Source organism: Geothrix sp., assembly GCF_030219325.1.
Taxonomy (GTDB): domain Bacteria; phylum Acidobacteriota; class Holophagae; order Holophagales; family Holophagaceae; genus Geothrix.
The window spans coordinates 300405-316800 of the sequence record NZ_CP126625.1 but is presented as its reverse complement, the minus strand read 5'-3'; the positions used below and the strand labels follow the sequence as shown (position 1 = coordinate 316800).

Below are 16396 nucleotides of genomic sequence, written 5' to 3'. Positions count from 1 at the left end.
AATATCGGCCCTATTCAGACGCCTTCCCGCTTTCCAAACTGTTGTGATCGGCGCACCACCGATCAATTCTCGATGGATCTGCACATGCCTGTACACCCCCAGTGGTCACCTGAAGACATTGCTTTGGCTCTTAGCGCCAAGGGTTGGTCTCTGCGTCGGCTCGCAGAAGACCTCAGTATGTCCCCGAGCGGGGTGTCCTATGGGCTTAGGACTGGAAGCTCGCATCGACTTAGAGAGCGAGTGGAGTCAATCCTCAAGACCAGCTGGACCACCTTGTGGCCAGCACGCTGCCCTCCACAGTGGAGAACCGGCAATCCACCCTAAACAATTCAAGGACGGGCTGGCACCCGTCCTTGAACACTACAGAGGATAAGGAATTCACGGCATGAACTCCATTGCTCAGGATAGCCCTCTTCCAGGGACCAGGCAAGGTCTGGCGAGTTACTCAGCCATTTGCCGGCAGGCTGGTTTTGTGGGCCGTGAAATATGGGCAGGGGTCCCCCCCTGAAAATCACGGACTACCGACCATATAGAAAGTCTTGAGCCAATAACACAACGGTGGGCATTGAATTGCCCACCGCCTTTGCTCGAACCCCAGGTTTCGGTGCTTCTTTCGAGGGACGCCACCAGAACCTGGTAGGGAGGTTCTGTGCCAATGATAAGCCCCTTTTGGGGCCAAGCCTACTCCATCAAAGAACTTTGAGCGTTCTGAGGCGCCTAGGGGTCTATCTACCGATGGAGTGGATCCTGCAAGCCCTGGGCGAAACATGCAAAACCACCATACGCCGGCGCCGATTGCCAGCTGACATCGTGGTATGGATCGTCATTTGTGTCTCAATATTTCGGTCGAGGTCAATCTCTGGAGTTGTCGAGGCTCTCGATTTAGCCCTCCCTGGCGGCAAAAATCGCTTCGTCTCCAAGAGCGCGATTGCCCAGGCTCGACAAAGGGTTGGGGTCGACCCATTTCGAGAGTTGTTCAGACAATCGGCGAGATCTTGGGCGGCTAATCAATCCCCCGACCAAGATTGGAAAGGACTGACTCTCTGGGTTGTGGACGGGACCACCTTGAAGACTCCTGACACGCCCGAGATGCTAGAGGAATTTGGGGCCCAATCATTTGCGAGTGGCAAACGCTCATCCAATCCACAACTCAGGGCTGTGACACTAACGTCACTCCCCACAAGGATTTTGGTGGATGCAGCCTTTGGTCGCTACAACATCAACGAAATGCGCTACGTTGCAGACCTGATCCCGAGGATCCCTGGAAATTCACTCACCATATTCGATAAGGGTTTCATCTCTGCGTCCATCCTTCTCGGATTATCAACTGTGGGGGAATCGAGACACTTCCTCATACCAGCCCGGATAGATAGTCGACACGTGGTCATTTCTGGAACAGAAAAGGATGCCCTGGTCGAAATGACGGTATCTAGGGAGGCCAGACTTAAATCACCCGACCTCCCCAAAAAATGGATAGCGCGGGCTATCAGAACCTACGACTTGGATGGCAATCCACGCGTATTGCTCACCTCGCTTCTGGACGAGTGCAAATACCCCTCACAGGAGATTTGCTCGCTTTATACCCAGCGGTGGGAGGTCGAAACTAGCTATCTTGAGGTCAAGGTTCGGCTGTTTCTGAACTCTTTGACCCTACGGTCTCTCACTCCAGAGGGGATCAGGCAAGAGGTTTGGGGCGCCTTTATCGGCTACAACCTATTACGGCTGTTGATGGTGGAGTCAGCCGCCTTAAGGGGAGTATCTCCGAAAAGGTTGAGCTTCAAGAAGGCGCTAGAGTTACTGCAGGACGAGCTGGTTATTGAGGCTGCGGCCCCCGGGACGACTGAGATTCTCTGCGGGCTCATCTACCACCGTCGTGTCCAACTCTCCAAGGAACTGCTCCCCGAACGTAAAGGTCGACGCTTTCCCCGGGTGATTAAGTCGAGACCAAGCAAGTACGACGTCCGCTACTCATACATCGATTCAAAAGAATCGAATCAAAATCGGGGTTCAAAGACGACTCGAAAGAAATAAAAACAGGGGCGGTTGCGCCCCTGTTCTCCTTAAGTGAACGGCATTACCCCGCGAGGGGGCCTTCTCGTGTCCCTTCGCCAGGTCAGGGTTTCTCGAACACGTCCACCAGCTTCAGGAGGTCCTTGAGGGCCTTCTTCGCCCCGGCCGCCTGGTTCTTCTGCTGGCTCTCCTGGAGCCGCTTCAGCGCATCCCGCACGGCCATGACCGCCAGCCCGTGATGCCCGTTGTCCCCATCGATGACGGGCCGGAAGGCCTCGGCCACGCCAGGCAGGGGATTGAACTGGCCCGAATCCACCAGGCACCAGGCCAGCATCACCGTCCGATCCGCGTTCAACAGGTCCTGCTGGCGGGACTTGCCCTGGAGCCGGCTCAGGGCCGTGGAGACGCCCAGGGCGCCCACCGCCTGCTCGCGGGGCGACATCTTGACCATGGCCCCGACCTGCCGGTCGATGGCGGCGGCCTCAGCCTCCCCCAGGGCCTTCAGGAGCTCCGGCCGCGCCTGCTCCCAGCCCGCCTTCGCCTTCGCCACCAGGCCGGGCATCGCGCCGCGCTTCCCGTCGATGAAGGCCTCCGGGATCGCCTCGAAAAGGTCCTGGACCCGGTCCACGGCTTTGGGGGCGGGTGCGGGGGCCTGAGTGCCCACCAGGGCAGGTACGGCCAGCAAGAGCAGGGGCATGGGGACTCCATCGCAATGAAGCACCAGCTTAAACCAGCCCCCCGGACGGGCCATCGGCCCCCAGGCAGGGTGTGACTTCGATCCCGGCTCACCATGGCCAAAGGCCCCCAAACGGGGGCCCGGTAGCTTTGGTGCCTGGAGACGGAATCGAACCGCCGACACATGGATTTTCAATCCATTGCTCTACCAACTGAGCTACCCAGGCACGAACGAATATCCTAGCAGGCGGGGACGCATTTTCAAGTGCCGGAAAGGCAGGGATTGGTGCATCCTCAAGGGTCCGAGTGATGGTTCATCGAAGAGGTTCGTCATGGCCCGCCCCAGCAGCAGTCGAGAAATCCAGGTCCAGAAGCCCGCGCAGAGCCTGGCGCATTTCCAGTCCAAGGTGGCCCAGGGGCAGGAGGAAGATGGGGGATTGCTGAAGCCCATCCTCATCGGCGTCGTCTCCCTGGTGGCCCTGGGCGTCATCTACGGGGCCTGGAATGCCTGGCGGAGCTCGGTCACCGAGAAGCACGAGGCCGCCCTCTCCGCCCTTCAGATGGAAGTCGAGGGCGACGGCATGGTGCCCCTGCCCGCAGCCGAGGTGGAAAAGCGGATGCGCGAGCGCCTCGGCCGTCTCGAAGCCCTGGTGAACGCCGCGCCCTCCTCCAGGAAGGCGGCCACGGCCGGTCTGCTGGACACCTGGCGCCTGACCCTCGACGGCAAGGGGCAGGCCTCGGCCAAACCCTCGGATGCCTGGGGCCAGCTCCGCCTCGCCCAGCGCGCCATCGCCCTGGGCCGGATCCAGGATGCCCGGGCGCAGCTGGATCCCCTCCGCGCCCAGGCCACGCCCGGTGAAGCCTGGGCCGAAGCCTTCTGGACCAGCCAGCTGGATGCAGACCGCCTCGCCGGGGACCGCGCCCAGGCCCTGAAGGATCTGGCCGAGTACAAGGCCCGCTTCAAGGGCCGCGGCGATGCCTCCGCCATGGAGAACCTGGTCCAGAGCATCTGAGGGCACTCAGACTGAGAGGAGTCATCCCATGCGGATGTACGACCTGATCTACACCAAGAAGCTGGGCGGGGCCCTGTCCGCCGAGCAGATCGCCTTCTGGGTGAAGGGGGCCGCGGACGGCAGCATCCCGGATGAGCAGAGCGCCTCCCTGCTCATGGCCATCTGCTGGCGGGGCATGAGCACCGATGAGACCCTGGCCCTCACGTTGGCCATGCGCGATTCCGGCAAGCGGCTCGACCTGTCCCCGGTGCCCGGCCTGAAGGTGGACAAGCACAGCACCGGCGGCGTGGGCGACAAGACCACCCTCATCCTGGGCCCCATCGTGGCCGCCTGCGGCGTGCCCTGCCCCATGTTCAGCGGACGCGGCCTGGGGCACACCGGCGGCACCGTGGACAAGTTCGCTGCCATCCCCGGCCTGAAGGTCGAGCTGAGCGAGGCCGAATTCATCCGCAGCCTCGCCGAGACCCGCTTCGCCAACTCCGCCCAGACCGCCAACATCGCCCCCGCCGACAAGAAGCTCTACGCCCTGCGCGACGTCACCGCCACCGTGGAGAGCATCCCCCTCATCACCGCCAGCATCATGTCCAAGAAACTGGCCGGCGGCGCCGATGCCCTGGTGCTGGACGTGAAGTGCGGCCCCACGGCCTTCATGAAGACCCTGGAGGACGCCACCACCCTGGCCCAGAGCATGGTCGATGTCGGCACGGCCCACGGCATGCAGATCCGGGCCCTCATCACCCGCATGGACGCGCCCCTGGGTTGGGCCATCGGCAACGCCCTGGAGGTCATGGAGTCCGTGGAGATCCTCCGTGGCGAGCACGGCGACTCCGAACTGGCCGAGATGAGCTTCCGCCTGGCCGCCGAGATGCTGATCATGGGCGGCGTGGCGAAGACGCTGGCCGAGGCCCAGGCCCTGGTCCAGACCAGCATCCAGAACGGCTCCGCCCTGGAGACCCTCCGGCGTTTCGTGGCCCTCAACGGTGGCGATGCCAAGGCCCTTGACGACTTCAGCCGCCTGCCCCAACCGGGCCAGGTGGTGGAGGTGCGGGCGTCGCAGGATGGTTACCTCGCCGCCATCGATGGCCGGGCTCTCGGCATCCTGGCCATGGACCTCGGGGCCGGCCGCCGCGACCGGACCGACGTGCTGGATCTCGGAGTGGGCATCCGGGTCCTCGCCCGGGTGGGGCAGAAGGTGGCCAAGGGCGACCTGCTCTTCCAGGTCCTGGCGAAAGCCGACCAGGTGGTCGTGCCGGAATTATACTTAATGACCCTTGAGTTAACAATGACCCCGCCAAAGCAGACACCCTGGTTGATGGCCACCATCGGGTGTTGATGTTGACCCGGGCAAGGGTGGCGAGTGCCTGGTCTGACCAGATGGTTCCCGGAAAACTTCTGGTCTGACCAGATTCCCTTGTGGGTTCTGGTAAAGTTACTCTCCTGTCTCCTAGATCTTTTTCACCGTCTTCAATCCCGACATCAGTAGCCACACCCTTCCTGCGGCGGTGGTCCTGTGCCACCCCCGGATTGAGGATTCGTTTTTTCCCCTCGGGACCCCCCCAACCACAAGTCCCGACTTTCTGGAGGATGCTATGCATCTCTTGAACAACCGCCTGGGCCGCATCACGGCCCTCATCGCCCTGGGCGGGGCAGCTCTGTATTCACAGGGCACGCAGACCGCGAACATCACCGGCACCGTCGTGGACGCCGCTGGCGCCCCCATCGCGGGCGTCGTCGTCCGCCTCACCTCCCCCGCCCTCCAGGGTGTGCGCACCTACACCACGGACGCCACGGGCAAGTTCATCGCCCGCCTGCTGCCTCCTGGCTTCTACACCATCCAGTACACCAAGGATGGCCTCGAAACCCGCAAGGTCACTGAATCCCTCGGCATCGACCAGACCTTCAGCCCCAAGGTCACCCTCACGAAGGTGGGCGGCGCCGTGGTTGAAGTGATCGCGGCTGCTCCCGCCGTCGACAAGACCGATGTCAAGACCGCCAGCAACTACCGCGCCGACAGCGTCGATCTCCTGCCCAACGCCCGCAACATGGAAGGCGTCGCCCTCCTCACCCCCGGCGTCACCGCCGGCGTGGGTGGTCGTGTCCAGATCCGCGGCGCCATGACCTCCGGCAACCTGTACCTGCTGGATGGCCAGAACATCGCTGACAACGCCTACAACAACCGCGGCCTGGCCGTGATCGATGACTCCATCGAAGAGACCCAGATCATCACGGGCGCCATGTCTGCCGAGTACGGCGACGTGGATGGCGGCGTCATCAACTCCATCACCCGCTCCGGCTCCAACGAGTTCGCCGGCTCCCTCCGCTGGGAACTGCAGAATCCCGACTGGAACGCCACCGCGCCCCTGCAGGCCCGGGGTGCCAGCATCAACAATCTCCTCAGCGAGTTCAAGACCCTCTCGGTGAGCGGCCCCATCCTCAAGGACAAGCTCTGGTTCTCCACCTCCTACTACACGACCAAGAGCAGTGCCATCGGCTCCATCGGCGGCAACCTCTCTGCCGACCCGCTCGGCCTCGGCGCCGCCAATCCGACGGTTGCTGGAACCGGCTACGGCTCCAGTTACACGGCCGGCACCAATGAAATCCGGCGCCAGATCAAGCTGACCTGGTCCATCAACCAGGACCACACCCTGGTTGGCGCCTTCATGCGCAATGAAACCAACCAGACGAACCGCAACTACTCTGCGGGTGAAATCGCGTCCCTCGTGCCCCAGAAGAGCACCTCGAATTTCTACAACATCGCCCTGCGGTCCGCCTGGACCAGCAACCTCACCACGGAAGTCCGCTTCGGCCGCAAGAACCAGATGCTGAGCGCCGGTGGTCTCGCCAACGGCCAGAGCCCCATCCAGTCGGATGACACGGGCCTCTACTACAACAACGGCATCTTCAACAGCACCGATGGTGGTGACAACCGCGGCAACAAGACCTACAACGTGAAGGCCAGCCTCTTCTGGAACCTTCTCGGCAGCCACCAGACCGACTTCGGCATCGACTACTACGACGGCATCCGCCGCGCCAAGAACGAGCAGACCCCGACGGGCTTCATCTTTGAGGCTGCGGGCATGAACCTCATCACCCGGACGGCCATCCCCACGGCCATCTGGACCTACCAGAGCGCTGCTGGCGAGGCCCAGAGCTTCTCCACCGGCCTCTACGTGAACGACAAGTGGAGCCTCGACCAGCACTGGAACTTCCAGATCGGCCTGCGCTGGGACAAGTACAAGGCGCAGAACGAAGCGGGCGCCCAGACCGCCGGCGCCAATGGTCTCTCGCCCCGCCTCGGCGTCAAGTTCGACCTCTTCGGCGACAGCAAGCACATCTTCGGTGCCAGCTATGCCAAGTACAACGCCAAGGTGCTGGAAGGCATCACCAACTCCGTGACCCTCCAGGGCAACCCGAAGGAAATTGACTACTACGCCTTCACGTATGCCACCGGCGGCGGAACCCCGGCCACCAGCTACGACTGGCTGAACGCCAACCGCACCACCTTCGCGAACCTTCAGAATCCCGCCCTGTACGACTTCACCAATATCGCCTACTACAACGACCCCACCCTCAATGTGAAGCTGAACCGCAACATGAAGGCTCCCACCGTTGAGGAACTCCAGGCCAGCTACGCCTACTCCTTCAACTTCGGCGGCTACGGCGACGGCTACGTCAAGGTCACTGGCGTGAGCAAGAAGTGGAATAACCTGATGGACGTCAGCACCGGCAACAATGGGACCGTGCTGGACGGCGCCGGGAACACGCTGTATGTCAAGCTCTGGGACAACAACCCCGATGCCAAGCGCGAATACAAGGGCCTGGAAGTCGAGTCCCAGTACAACCGCAACCAGTGGAGCTACACGACCGGCATCACCTGGAGCAGCCTCAAGGGCAACTACGAAGGGGAAGGCACCAACACCCCCGGACGTGGCGAATCCATCCACTACTACGATGTCGTGGGCGGCGTCTCCCTGTATGACTCCAGCAAGACCGCGCCCTACGGCTACCTGACGGGCCACGTGCCCATCCGCATTCGCGCGACCGGCAACCGGGTCTTCAACAATGGCTTCGGCAAGACCTCCGTGGGTCTCGTCTACCGCTTCGACTCCGGCGCCCACTACAGCAACACCCGCACCATGACCGCCGCCCAGCTGAACCCGGCCCTGCCCGGCCAGTTCGGTGCCACCTCCACCCAGTACCTGAACGACTTCCGCGGCGGAGGCGTCTACAACTCCGCCTCCTACCTGGATCTGGCCGTCACCCATGATTTCCCGCTCTTCAAGGCCATGGGCAAGGACGTGACAGCCTTTGCCAAGTTCAACATCGGCAACGTGCTCAACCACCAGCAGATCGTCACCTTCAATACGTCCTGGAACCGCGTGCCCAACACGGCCCCCTACGCCTACCCGAATGCCTACACCGCCCCCTGGGTGCAGTCCCCTGCCACCACCACTTACACTGGTTTCGGCAACCCCCAGTCCTTCGGGAACTACGGCACTCCCCGTACCGTCGCCGTTTCTGCCGGCTTCCGCTTCTAAGCGACCCCGGTACCACCCAAAACGAGGCCCGCAAGGGCCTCGTTTTTTCGTACCTGCCCGGCGATCGTCCTCCCTTAAAGGCGATAGAAAGGTGGTTTTAAATGCCTCACATACTGATGTTGCCGGTCCCATCCGTCGAAAATAATTTGTGTTACCCGGGGAACCTGACCTATTCTTTCGACACTCCCCCGATCTTTGGTCGTCCTTGTGACAGTCGCCCCGGGCATCGCCACCTCGGGGGATGGTGCATTGGCACCGGCCGAACTTCATCACGCTTTTTTCGCGGCCCCCCGCCGCTCACTCCAAAGGAGTCCCTATGAATCGAATCTTCACGCGGCTCGGCTTTACGGCCGCAGCCCTTGTCGCCGGGAGTGGCATCATCGCTCACGCGCAGACGGCCACCACCGGTGCGCTGTCGGGCACCGTGTCCGACAAGAACGGCGCGCCCCTGGCCGGTGCGACGGTGCGCCTGAGTTCCTCGCAGACCTCACGCACCATCATCACGGGCTCGGATGGCGCCTTCCGCCTCGGCCTGCTGAACCCCGGTGCCTGGACCGTGGAAGTCACCAAGGGCGGCTTCCAGAAGATCACCCAGACCGTCAGCGTGCTGGTGAACCAGACTCAGCCCGTGACCTTCAAGATGGCCTCCGAGGCCGCCACGGTCGTCGAAGTGCTCGGCACCACCACCACGGTGGACTCCACCACCACCCAGACCGGCCTCACCACCACCATGGAGAACCTGTCCGCCATCCCCAAGGGCCGTGACATCAGCAGCGTCGTGCTGCTGGCGCCCGGCGCCGTCGGCGGCGGCATGGCCGGCCATGACGATCCCTCCATCGGTGGCGGTTCCGCCGCCGAGAACAGCTATGTGGTCGATGGCCTCTCCACCACCAACACCAACCGCGGCTTTCAGGGCGCCACCCTGGTGACGGACTTCATCGATCAGGTGGAAGTTCAGACGGGCGGCTTCAAGCCCGAGTTCAGCGCCCTGGGCGGCGTGATCAACGCCATCACCAAGAGCGGTTCCAATGAATTCAAGGGTTCGGCCTGGCTCACCTGGGATCCCATCGGCATCGGAGCCAAGCCCAAGCACAACGAGTTCTACTCGCAGGCCCCTGCCCCCAGCCGCTACGACGTGGGCGCCGAGGTCGGCGGCCCCATCATCAAGGACAAGCTCTTCTACTTCGCGGGCATCGACTACACCTACACCGAGAACAGCGGCTCGAACAACCTGCCCAACCGCAGTGGTCTTGCCAATGGCACTCAGAAGATCGATGACTATCAGGTGATCGCCAAGGTGAACTGGTACCTCACGCCGGACCAGCAGTTCACTTTCTCGGCGAATCTGAACGATCACAAGGACAACCAGCCCATCGCCTACCCTGCAACGCTGGGCAACGCCAGCCTGGGATCGCTCATCAAGGGCACCACCCAGAATCTGGTCATCAACTACGACTGGACCATCAGCCCCAGCCTCTTCCTGAGCGCCAAGCTGGGCACCACCCAGTACAAGACCGACACCACACCCGCGGATACGACCAACATCGCCGTCACCGACTACCGTTGGGAAGATGACGGCCCCGGCGCCCTCGGCGGCGATCCCAATGCCGGATCCGGCCTCGGCTACCGCCGTGGTGGCGCGGGCTACTATGTGGCCCAGGACAAGACCAACACCACCCAGGCCAGGCTGGACCTGAGCTACTTCCTGGGCACCCACAACATGAAGTTCGGCGTGTCCCAGCTCACCTCGAAGTACACCGAGATCGCCGCCACCTCCGGCGGTGAGCGCGTCACCATCAATGCCGTGGGCACCAGCAGCAGCCAGATCATCCGCCAGTTCCTGCACACCAACGCCACCGTGAAGGAGATCATCACTTCGTTCTACGCCCAGGACACCTGGGATGTGGGCGCGGGCGTGAAGCTGATGTATGGCTTCCGGTTTGAGATGCAGGACCAGCGGGACCTGAACGACAAGTCCTTCCTGAAGTTCGACAACTTCAAGGACTACGTCCAGCCCCGCCTGGGCTTCACCTGGGACGTGAACCAGGATGGCAAGACCAAGGTCAGCGGCAACTACGCCAAGTACTTCGAGCAGATCCCGCAGCGCATGGCCATCCGCGTCTATGCCAACGAGACCTACCTCCGCTACAACTACCGCTTCTCCAACTCGACCTACACCAACGCCACGGGCGCCTACACCTTCGGCGCGACGCCCAACACCATCACCGATTACGCCACGCCCTTCAGCTTCGATCCCATCGCCGTGGGCGTGAAGCTGCCTGAGCGCAACGAGTACATCCTCGGTATCGATCACACCCTGCCCAGCGGCTGGACCGTGGGCGTCCATGGCAAGTACCGCGAGCTGAAGAACCCCATGGAAGACATGGTGTTCACCGACAACTTCGGCAACCCCTACGATGAGGGCCCGGCCATCTCCTACACCAGCACCGGCGCCCCGCGCTACGGCGCTGGCGCGGCGGTCATCGGCAACCCCGGTGCCTACCAGCAGTGGCGTCCCAACCCCGCCAGCATGACCCTGGTTCTCCTGGGCCGTGGCCCCGCGGGCACCAACTTCCTGGGTAATCCATACACCCAGAACAACTACGGCATCGACTACCTGAACTACTACAACCCCGCCACGGGGCTCTTCACGGTTCAGAACACGAACTTCCCCAAGGCCGGTAACAAGTTCTCCAGCGTGGATTTCACCCTGGACAAGAAGACCGACCGCGACGTCTTCGGCTTCAGCTACACCTGGAGCCGCCTGGAAGGCAACTACGAGGGCGTGGTCTCCAGTTCCAACGGCCAGGCGGACGGCAACATCACCGCCAGCTTCGACTACTTCCCCTACGCGGGCTACGGCCCGCTGCCCCTGGATCGCACCCACGTGGTCAAGCTCTACGCCAGCCACCGCTTCGACTTCTTCAGTGGTGATCTGAACCTGGGCGTCAACTGGACCTACCAGAGCGGCACCCCCAATAGCGCCTGGGATGATGGCTCCGTCAGCAATGGCTACGCCCCCGGCTGGGACACGGCCCACCTGGGCTACCTCGACTACGACAACAACACCACCCTTAGCGGCAACCCCATTGCCGTGAACACCCAGGCAGATTATGACAACCCGCTGAACTGGGGTTCTGGTGGCATTGGTGGACAGTGGATCGGCCCCACGGGCAAGGACCACATCCACTCTTTCCTGGATATCGGTTTCTATGGCAATGCCACGGCCGTCAACGGCACCCAGGGCACGGCCGGTCGCAGCCCTGCCCTCAACAATGTCGATGTGCACCTCGACTGGTCGAAGAAGCTGGGTGGCAAGATGAAGCTGACCCCCAGTGTGGACATTTTCAACCTGTTCAACACCCGCTACGCCACGGCCCAGCTCCAGCAGGCCACGACGCAGGGTGGGTCCCCCGAAGCCCGCTTCGGTGCCGCCACCGCCTGGCAGCAGGGCCGTCGCTACCGGTTCGGCGTGAAGCTCCAGTTCTGATCGGAGCCCACGACCGCAAGACAAACGGGCCCTTCGGGGCCCGTTTTCATGTCAGGAAACAATTCAGTCCTTTGGCACCCACTGGATGTCGGCCACGCCCGCCACGGCGTTCTCGGCCCGGGCCAGGGCGAAGAGCCAGTCGCTGAGGCGGTTCAGGTAGGTCTGCACCACGGGGTTCATGGACTCCTCGTGGGTGAGGGCCACCACCTCGCGCTCAGCGCGGCGGCAGACGGTGCGGGCCAGGTGGGCGTGGGCGGAGCCCGGCGTGCCCCCCGGCAGGACGAAGGCCGTCATGGCCGGCGCCAGGGCCGTGAGGCGGTCGATGTCCGCCTCCATGTCGGCGAGCTCCCAGGTGGGGCGGCTCATGCGGGCCCCCAGCAGCTCCTGGCGGGCCGCCGGCGTGGCCAGGATGGCCCCCAGCACGAAGAGGTCGTGCTGGACCCGCAGCAGGGTGGCCTCGTCCACGCAGGCGGGCGTGGCGTGCAGGCGCACCAGGCCCATGATCGCGTTCAGCTCGTCGAGGGTGCCGTAGGCCACCAGGCGCAGGTGGGACTTGCTCACCCGGTCGCCCCCGAAGAGTCCTGAGGAGCCGTCGTCACCGGTGCGCGTGTAGAGCTTCATGGTCGTACCTCATCCATCCCGGCGCCTAGGCCCCGCCGTGGGCATGGCTCCAGGCCACGGTATCCGAGCGCCAGGCCCTCAGCGCGTCGGACCCGGCGATGTCGAGGATTCCCCGGGCCTCGGCCTCGGCGGACAGCACCTCGAAGGAGCTGAGCACGGCCATCTCGATGCGGGCTGCGGCGAAGGCCTCTTCGGCCTGGGGCAGGCCATAGCTGAAGAGGGCCAGCACGGCGGGCACCTCGGCGCCCTCGGCGCGGAGCGCATCGGCACACTTGAGGCTGGACATGCCCGTGGAGATCAGGTCCTCGATGAGCACGGCTCGATGGCCCTTGGCCATGGGGCCCTCCACCTGGCGACCCATGCCGTGGTTCTTGGGTGTGGGCCGCACATAGGCCAGGGGCAGCTGCAGGCGGTCGGCCACCATGGCGGCCCAGGGCACCCCCGCGGTGGCGGCCCCGGCGATGAGCGTGGGCTTCAGCGCCCTGGAAGCCACCACCAGCGAAGCCACGATCTGATCGCGGACTTCCGGGAAACCCATCAGCTGGCGGTTGTCGCAGTAGATCGGCGACTTCAGCCCGCTGGCCCAGGTGAAGGGGTCCATGGGCTGCAGGCGCACCGCGCCCACCTCGAGGAGACAACCAGCGAAATCACGCGGAGAGAGGCTCATCACAGCTCCAGGTCGGCCACGGGCTGCTTGGACATGTAGCGCTCGGCGCCATCGGGGAAGAGGGTGACCACGCGGGCACCCGCGGGCAGGGACTTCGCCACTTCCCGGGCGGCCCAGGCATTGGCGCCGCTGGAGGCGCCCACCAGGCAGCCCTCGGTGGCAATGAGGTCCCGGGCCGTGGCCAGACTGTCCGCATCGGCCACGTCGATGATCTTGTCGGCGATGGAGAGATCCAGGCTGGCGGGGATGAAGCTGTTGCCCACGCCCTCCACCACCCAGTCCTTGAGGGGCGCGCCACAGTAGATGGAGCCCTCGGGCTGGACCACCACGGCCTGGATGGCGGGATTCTTCTCCTTCAGGTACCGGGCGATGCCCGTGAAGGTGCCGCCGCTGCCGGCGCCCAGCACCACGGCGTCCACGCGGCCCTCCATCTGTGCCCAGATCTCGGGCCCCGTGGTGGCGTAGTGGCTGTCGGGGTTGCTGGGGTTGGCGAACTGCTGGGGCACGAAGGCGTGGGGGATGCTGGCCGCCAGCTCGGCGCACTTCTCGATGGCGCCCTTCATGCCCTGCTCCTTGGGGATGAGCACCAGCTCCGCACCCAGGGCCTTCATGAGCATCATCTTCTCGCGGCTGTACTTCGTGGGCACGCAGAGGATGCAGCGGTAGCCCAGGGCCTTCGCGGCGATGGCCAGGCCGACGCCCGTGTTGCCCGCGGTGGGCTCGATGATGGTGCTGATGCCCGGCCGGATCTGGCCCAGGGCCTCGGCGGCCCGGATCATGCCCACGCCGATGCGGTCCTTCACGCTGCCGCCGGGGTTCAGGTACTCGAGCTTGGAGAAGATCTGGAATTCCGGTGCGAAGCGCGTGAGCCGCAGCAGGGGGGTGTTCCCCACCAGGTCCAGGACGGAGTCGACGACGGGAGGCAGGGACTTGGTCACGGGATCAGCCTTTCACCACGATGCTCACCAGCTTGCCGCCGGGGGGCAGCACGACCTTCACGACCTCCTTGCCCGCCAGGTGGGACTGGGCCTCGGGACAGGCCAGCGCGGCTTCGCGGCGCTGCGCTTCGGTGGCCGAGGCGGGCACCGTGATGCGGCCTCGCACCTTGCCATTCACCTGCACCACCACGAGGACCTCATCGGCTTCGAGGTACTGCGCGTCGGCCTCGGGCCAGGCGGCCTGCATGCAGAGGCCGGGCCGACCCAGCTGGCTCCAGAGCTGCTCGGCCAGGTGGGGCGCCACGGGCGACATGAGGCGCACGAAGGCGTCCAGCGCGTGCTGCATGACGGCCCTGCGGTGGGGTGCATCCCCAGGCAGATCGTGCAGGGCGTTGGACAGCTCCATGAGGCCGGAGACCACCGTGTTGAACTGGTAGCGGCGCTCCAGGTCGTCGGTGAGGCGGGCCAGGGTCTGGTTGAGCTTGATGAGGAGGGCCTTCTCCTCGGCACTGAGCTGGTCCTTGGCGGGCAGGGCATCGGCCGTGACGGCGTGGTCCTCGACCATGCGGGTGATGCGCTTGAGGAAGCGGCTGGCGCCCTCGATGCCCTCGAAGCCGGTCCAGTCGATCTCCTTCTCGATGGGCGCCGCAAAGATCATGAAAAGGCGCAGGGCGTCGGCTCCGTACTTCGAGATGACCTCGTCCGGGTCCACGATGTTGCCCTTGGACTTGCTCATCTTCGAACCGTCCTTCAGCACCATGCCCTGGCAGATGAGCTTCTGGAAGGGCTCCGGGCCCGAGGCGAGGCCCAGGTCGCGCAGCACCTTGTAGAAGAAGCGGGCGTAGATGAGGTGCATGGTGGCATGTTCGATGCCGCCCACGTAGAGGTCCACGGGCATCCAGGCGTCGCTTTCGGCCTTGGCGAAGGGCAGCTCCGTGTTCTTGGGATCCAGGTAGCGCAGCCAGTACCAGCTGCTGTCCACGAAGGTGTCCATGGTGTCCGTCTCGCGGCGCGCAGGTTTGCCACAGGCCGGGCAGGCGCAGTCGAGGAAGGCGCGCGAGGTGGTGAGGGGCGAGGGGCCCACGCCCGTGAAGGCCACGTCTTCCGGCAGGCGCACGGGCAGGTTCTCGGCCTTTTCGGGCACGACGCCGCAGGCCTCGCAATGCACGGTGGGGATGGGCGTACCCCAGTAGCGCTGGCGGCTGAGGCCCCAGTCCTTGAGTTTGTAGGTTGTCGTCTTGGCGGCGCGGTCGCCCAGCTTCGCCACCATGGCGGTGATGGCATCCTCGCTCTTCATGCCCGTGAACTCGCCGCTGTTCACGAGGGTGCCGAGATCCCACTCGCTCTCGGATTCGATGACCTGGGGGATGGCTAGGCCGTACTTCTTGGCGAACTCGTTGTCGCGCTCATCATGGGCGGGCACGCCCATCACGGCGCCCGTGCCGTAGTCCATGAGCACGTAGTTGGCGGCGAAGACAGGCACCTCCTCGCCGGTGAAGGGATGGATGGCGGAGAGCTTTGAGCGGTGGCCCAGCTTGACGTCGCTCGTGAGCCGTTCCTCGCGGCTTTGCGAGGCCACCGTGTCGCAGAAGGCCTTGAGCTCGGGGTCCGTTTCCGCGGCCTTCTCGATGACCGGATGTTCCGTGCTCAATGCCATGAAGGTCACGCCAAACAAGGTGTCGAGCCGCGTGGTGAACACTTCGATCTCTTCCCCACTCGTGAGCGTGAAGCGTGCACGGGCCCCTTCGGACCTTCCGATCCAGTGGCGCTGCATGGTCTTCACGTTCTCGGGCCAGTCCAGGCCGTCGAGGCAGTCCAGCAGCTCGTCCGCATACTTCGTCGTCTTGAAGAAGTACTGCTCCAGGGGCTTCTGGGTGACGGGGTGGCCGGTGCGCTCGTCCTTGCCGTCCACCACCTGCTCGTTGGCCAGCACCGTTCCCAGGGCCTCGCACCAGTTCACGGTGCGCATGGCGCGGAACACGTCGCCCGCCTCCCACATCTTGAGGAAGAGCCACTGGTTCCAGCGGTAGTAGTCGTCCTGGAAGCTGGCGATCTCGCGGTCCCAGTCGTAGCTGATGCCCATCTTCTGGATCTGGCCCTTCATCTCCTCGATGTTGGCCCGGGTCCAGATGGCGGGGTGGATGCCGTGCTTGATGGCGGCGTTTTCCGCGGGCAGGCCGAAGCTGTCCCAGCCAAGGGGGTGCATGACCTCGTAGCCCCGCATTCGGCGGAAGCGGGCCGTGACATCGCCCAGGGTGTAGTTGCGCACGTGGCCCATGTGGATGCGGCCCGAGGGGTAGGGCAGCATCACGAGCATGTAGAAGGTCTTGGAGTCCGGCAGCAGTTCCGCTGACCGCTTGGCGCGGAACGCGCCGGACTCGAGCCAGCGGCGCTGGATCTCGGGTTCCTGGGTCAGGGGCTGGAAGGGCATGGTCGGACTCCAT

At 64.0% G+C, this 16396-nt stretch carries 10 protein-coding genes and 1 tRNA gene; 5 read left to right on the top strand and 6 right to left on the bottom strand.

Translation table 11 applies throughout. The features are described 5' to 3' along the window. Positions 1–558 precede the first annotated feature (558 nt). Complete coding sequence (locus tag QOZ81_RS01355) at positions 559–2031, top strand: IS4 family transposase (protein WP_291202754.1); 1473 nt, start codon at positions 559–561, stop codon at positions 2029–2031. An 82-nt stretch (positions 2032–2113) separates the two neighbouring features. On the opposite strand, the gene QOZ81_RS01350 is transcribed toward QOZ81_RS01355, so the two are convergent. Both QOZ81_RS01350 and QOZ81_RS01345 read right to left on the bottom strand, forming a co-directional pair. Next, the gene (locus QOZ81_RS01350; protein WP_291202756.1) at positions 2114–2707 is read right to left on the bottom strand and encodes a hypothetical protein; all 594 of its coding nucleotides are present in this window, start codon (positions 2705–2707) and stop codon (positions 2114–2116) included. A gap of 129 nt (positions 2708–2836) precedes the next feature. After that, positions 2837–2912, bottom strand: a tRNA-Phe gene (locus tag QOZ81_RS01345). Between the two features lie 105 nt (positions 2913–3017). Between QOZ81_RS01345 and QOZ81_RS01340 the strand changes: the two genes are divergently transcribed. From QOZ81_RS01340 to QOZ81_RS01325, 4 genes are all read left to right on the top strand, one after another. After that, positions 3018–3698, top strand: a complete 681-nt coding sequence (locus tag QOZ81_RS01340; protein ID WP_291202760.1) for a hypothetical protein — start codon at positions 3018–3020, stop codon at positions 3696–3698. A 28-nt stretch (positions 3699–3726) separates the two neighbouring features. Continuing rightward, positions 3727–5031, top strand: a complete 1305-nt coding sequence (locus tag QOZ81_RS01335; RefSeq protein ID WP_291202763.1) for a thymidine phosphorylase — start codon at positions 3727–3729, stop codon at positions 5029–5031. Positions 5032–5287: 256 nt separating this feature from the next. Next, a complete protein-coding gene (locus QOZ81_RS01330; protein WP_291202766.1) occupies positions 5288–8236 on the top strand; it encodes a TonB-dependent receptor in 2949 nt (982 codons plus the stop codon). Between the two features lie 316 nt (positions 8237–8552). Next, the gene (locus tag QOZ81_RS01325) at positions 8553–11726 is read left to right on the top strand and encodes a TonB-dependent receptor (RefSeq protein WP_291202769.1); all 3174 of its coding nucleotides are present in this window, start codon (positions 8553–8555) and stop codon (positions 11724–11726) included. A gap of 63 nt (positions 11727–11789) precedes the next feature. Here QOZ81_RS01325 and QOZ81_RS01320 read toward each other — a convergent pair whose 3' ends face one another. Genes QOZ81_RS01320 through leuS form a run of 4 tightly spaced genes read right to left on the bottom strand, consistent with a single transcriptional unit; the run spans position 11790 to position 16383 of the window. After that, positions 11790–12347, bottom strand: coding sequence for a cob(I)yrinic acid a,c-diamide adenosyltransferase (locus tag QOZ81_RS01320; RefSeq protein WP_291202772.1), 558 nt, complete (start codon positions 12345–12347; stop codon positions 11790–11792). A gap of 25 nt (positions 12348–12372) precedes the next feature. Then, a complete protein-coding gene (gene pyrE / locus QOZ81_RS01315) occupies positions 12373–13014 on the bottom strand; it encodes an orotate phosphoribosyltransferase (RefSeq protein ID WP_291202775.1) in 642 nt (213 codons plus the stop codon). Next, a complete protein-coding gene (locus QOZ81_RS01310) occupies positions 13014–13952 on the bottom strand; it encodes a PLP-dependent cysteine synthase family protein (protein ID WP_291202778.1) in 939 nt (312 codons plus the stop codon). The genes pyrE and QOZ81_RS01310 overlap by 1 nt, the downstream gene beginning before the upstream one ends. A gap of 4 nt (positions 13953–13956) precedes the next feature. Further along, on the bottom strand, positions 13957–16383 hold the full coding sequence (leuS, locus tag QOZ81_RS01305; RefSeq protein ID WP_291202780.1) for a leucine--tRNA ligase: 2427 nt from the start codon (positions 16381–16383) through the stop codon (positions 13957–13959). Positions 16384–16396: the final 13 nt, after the last annotated feature.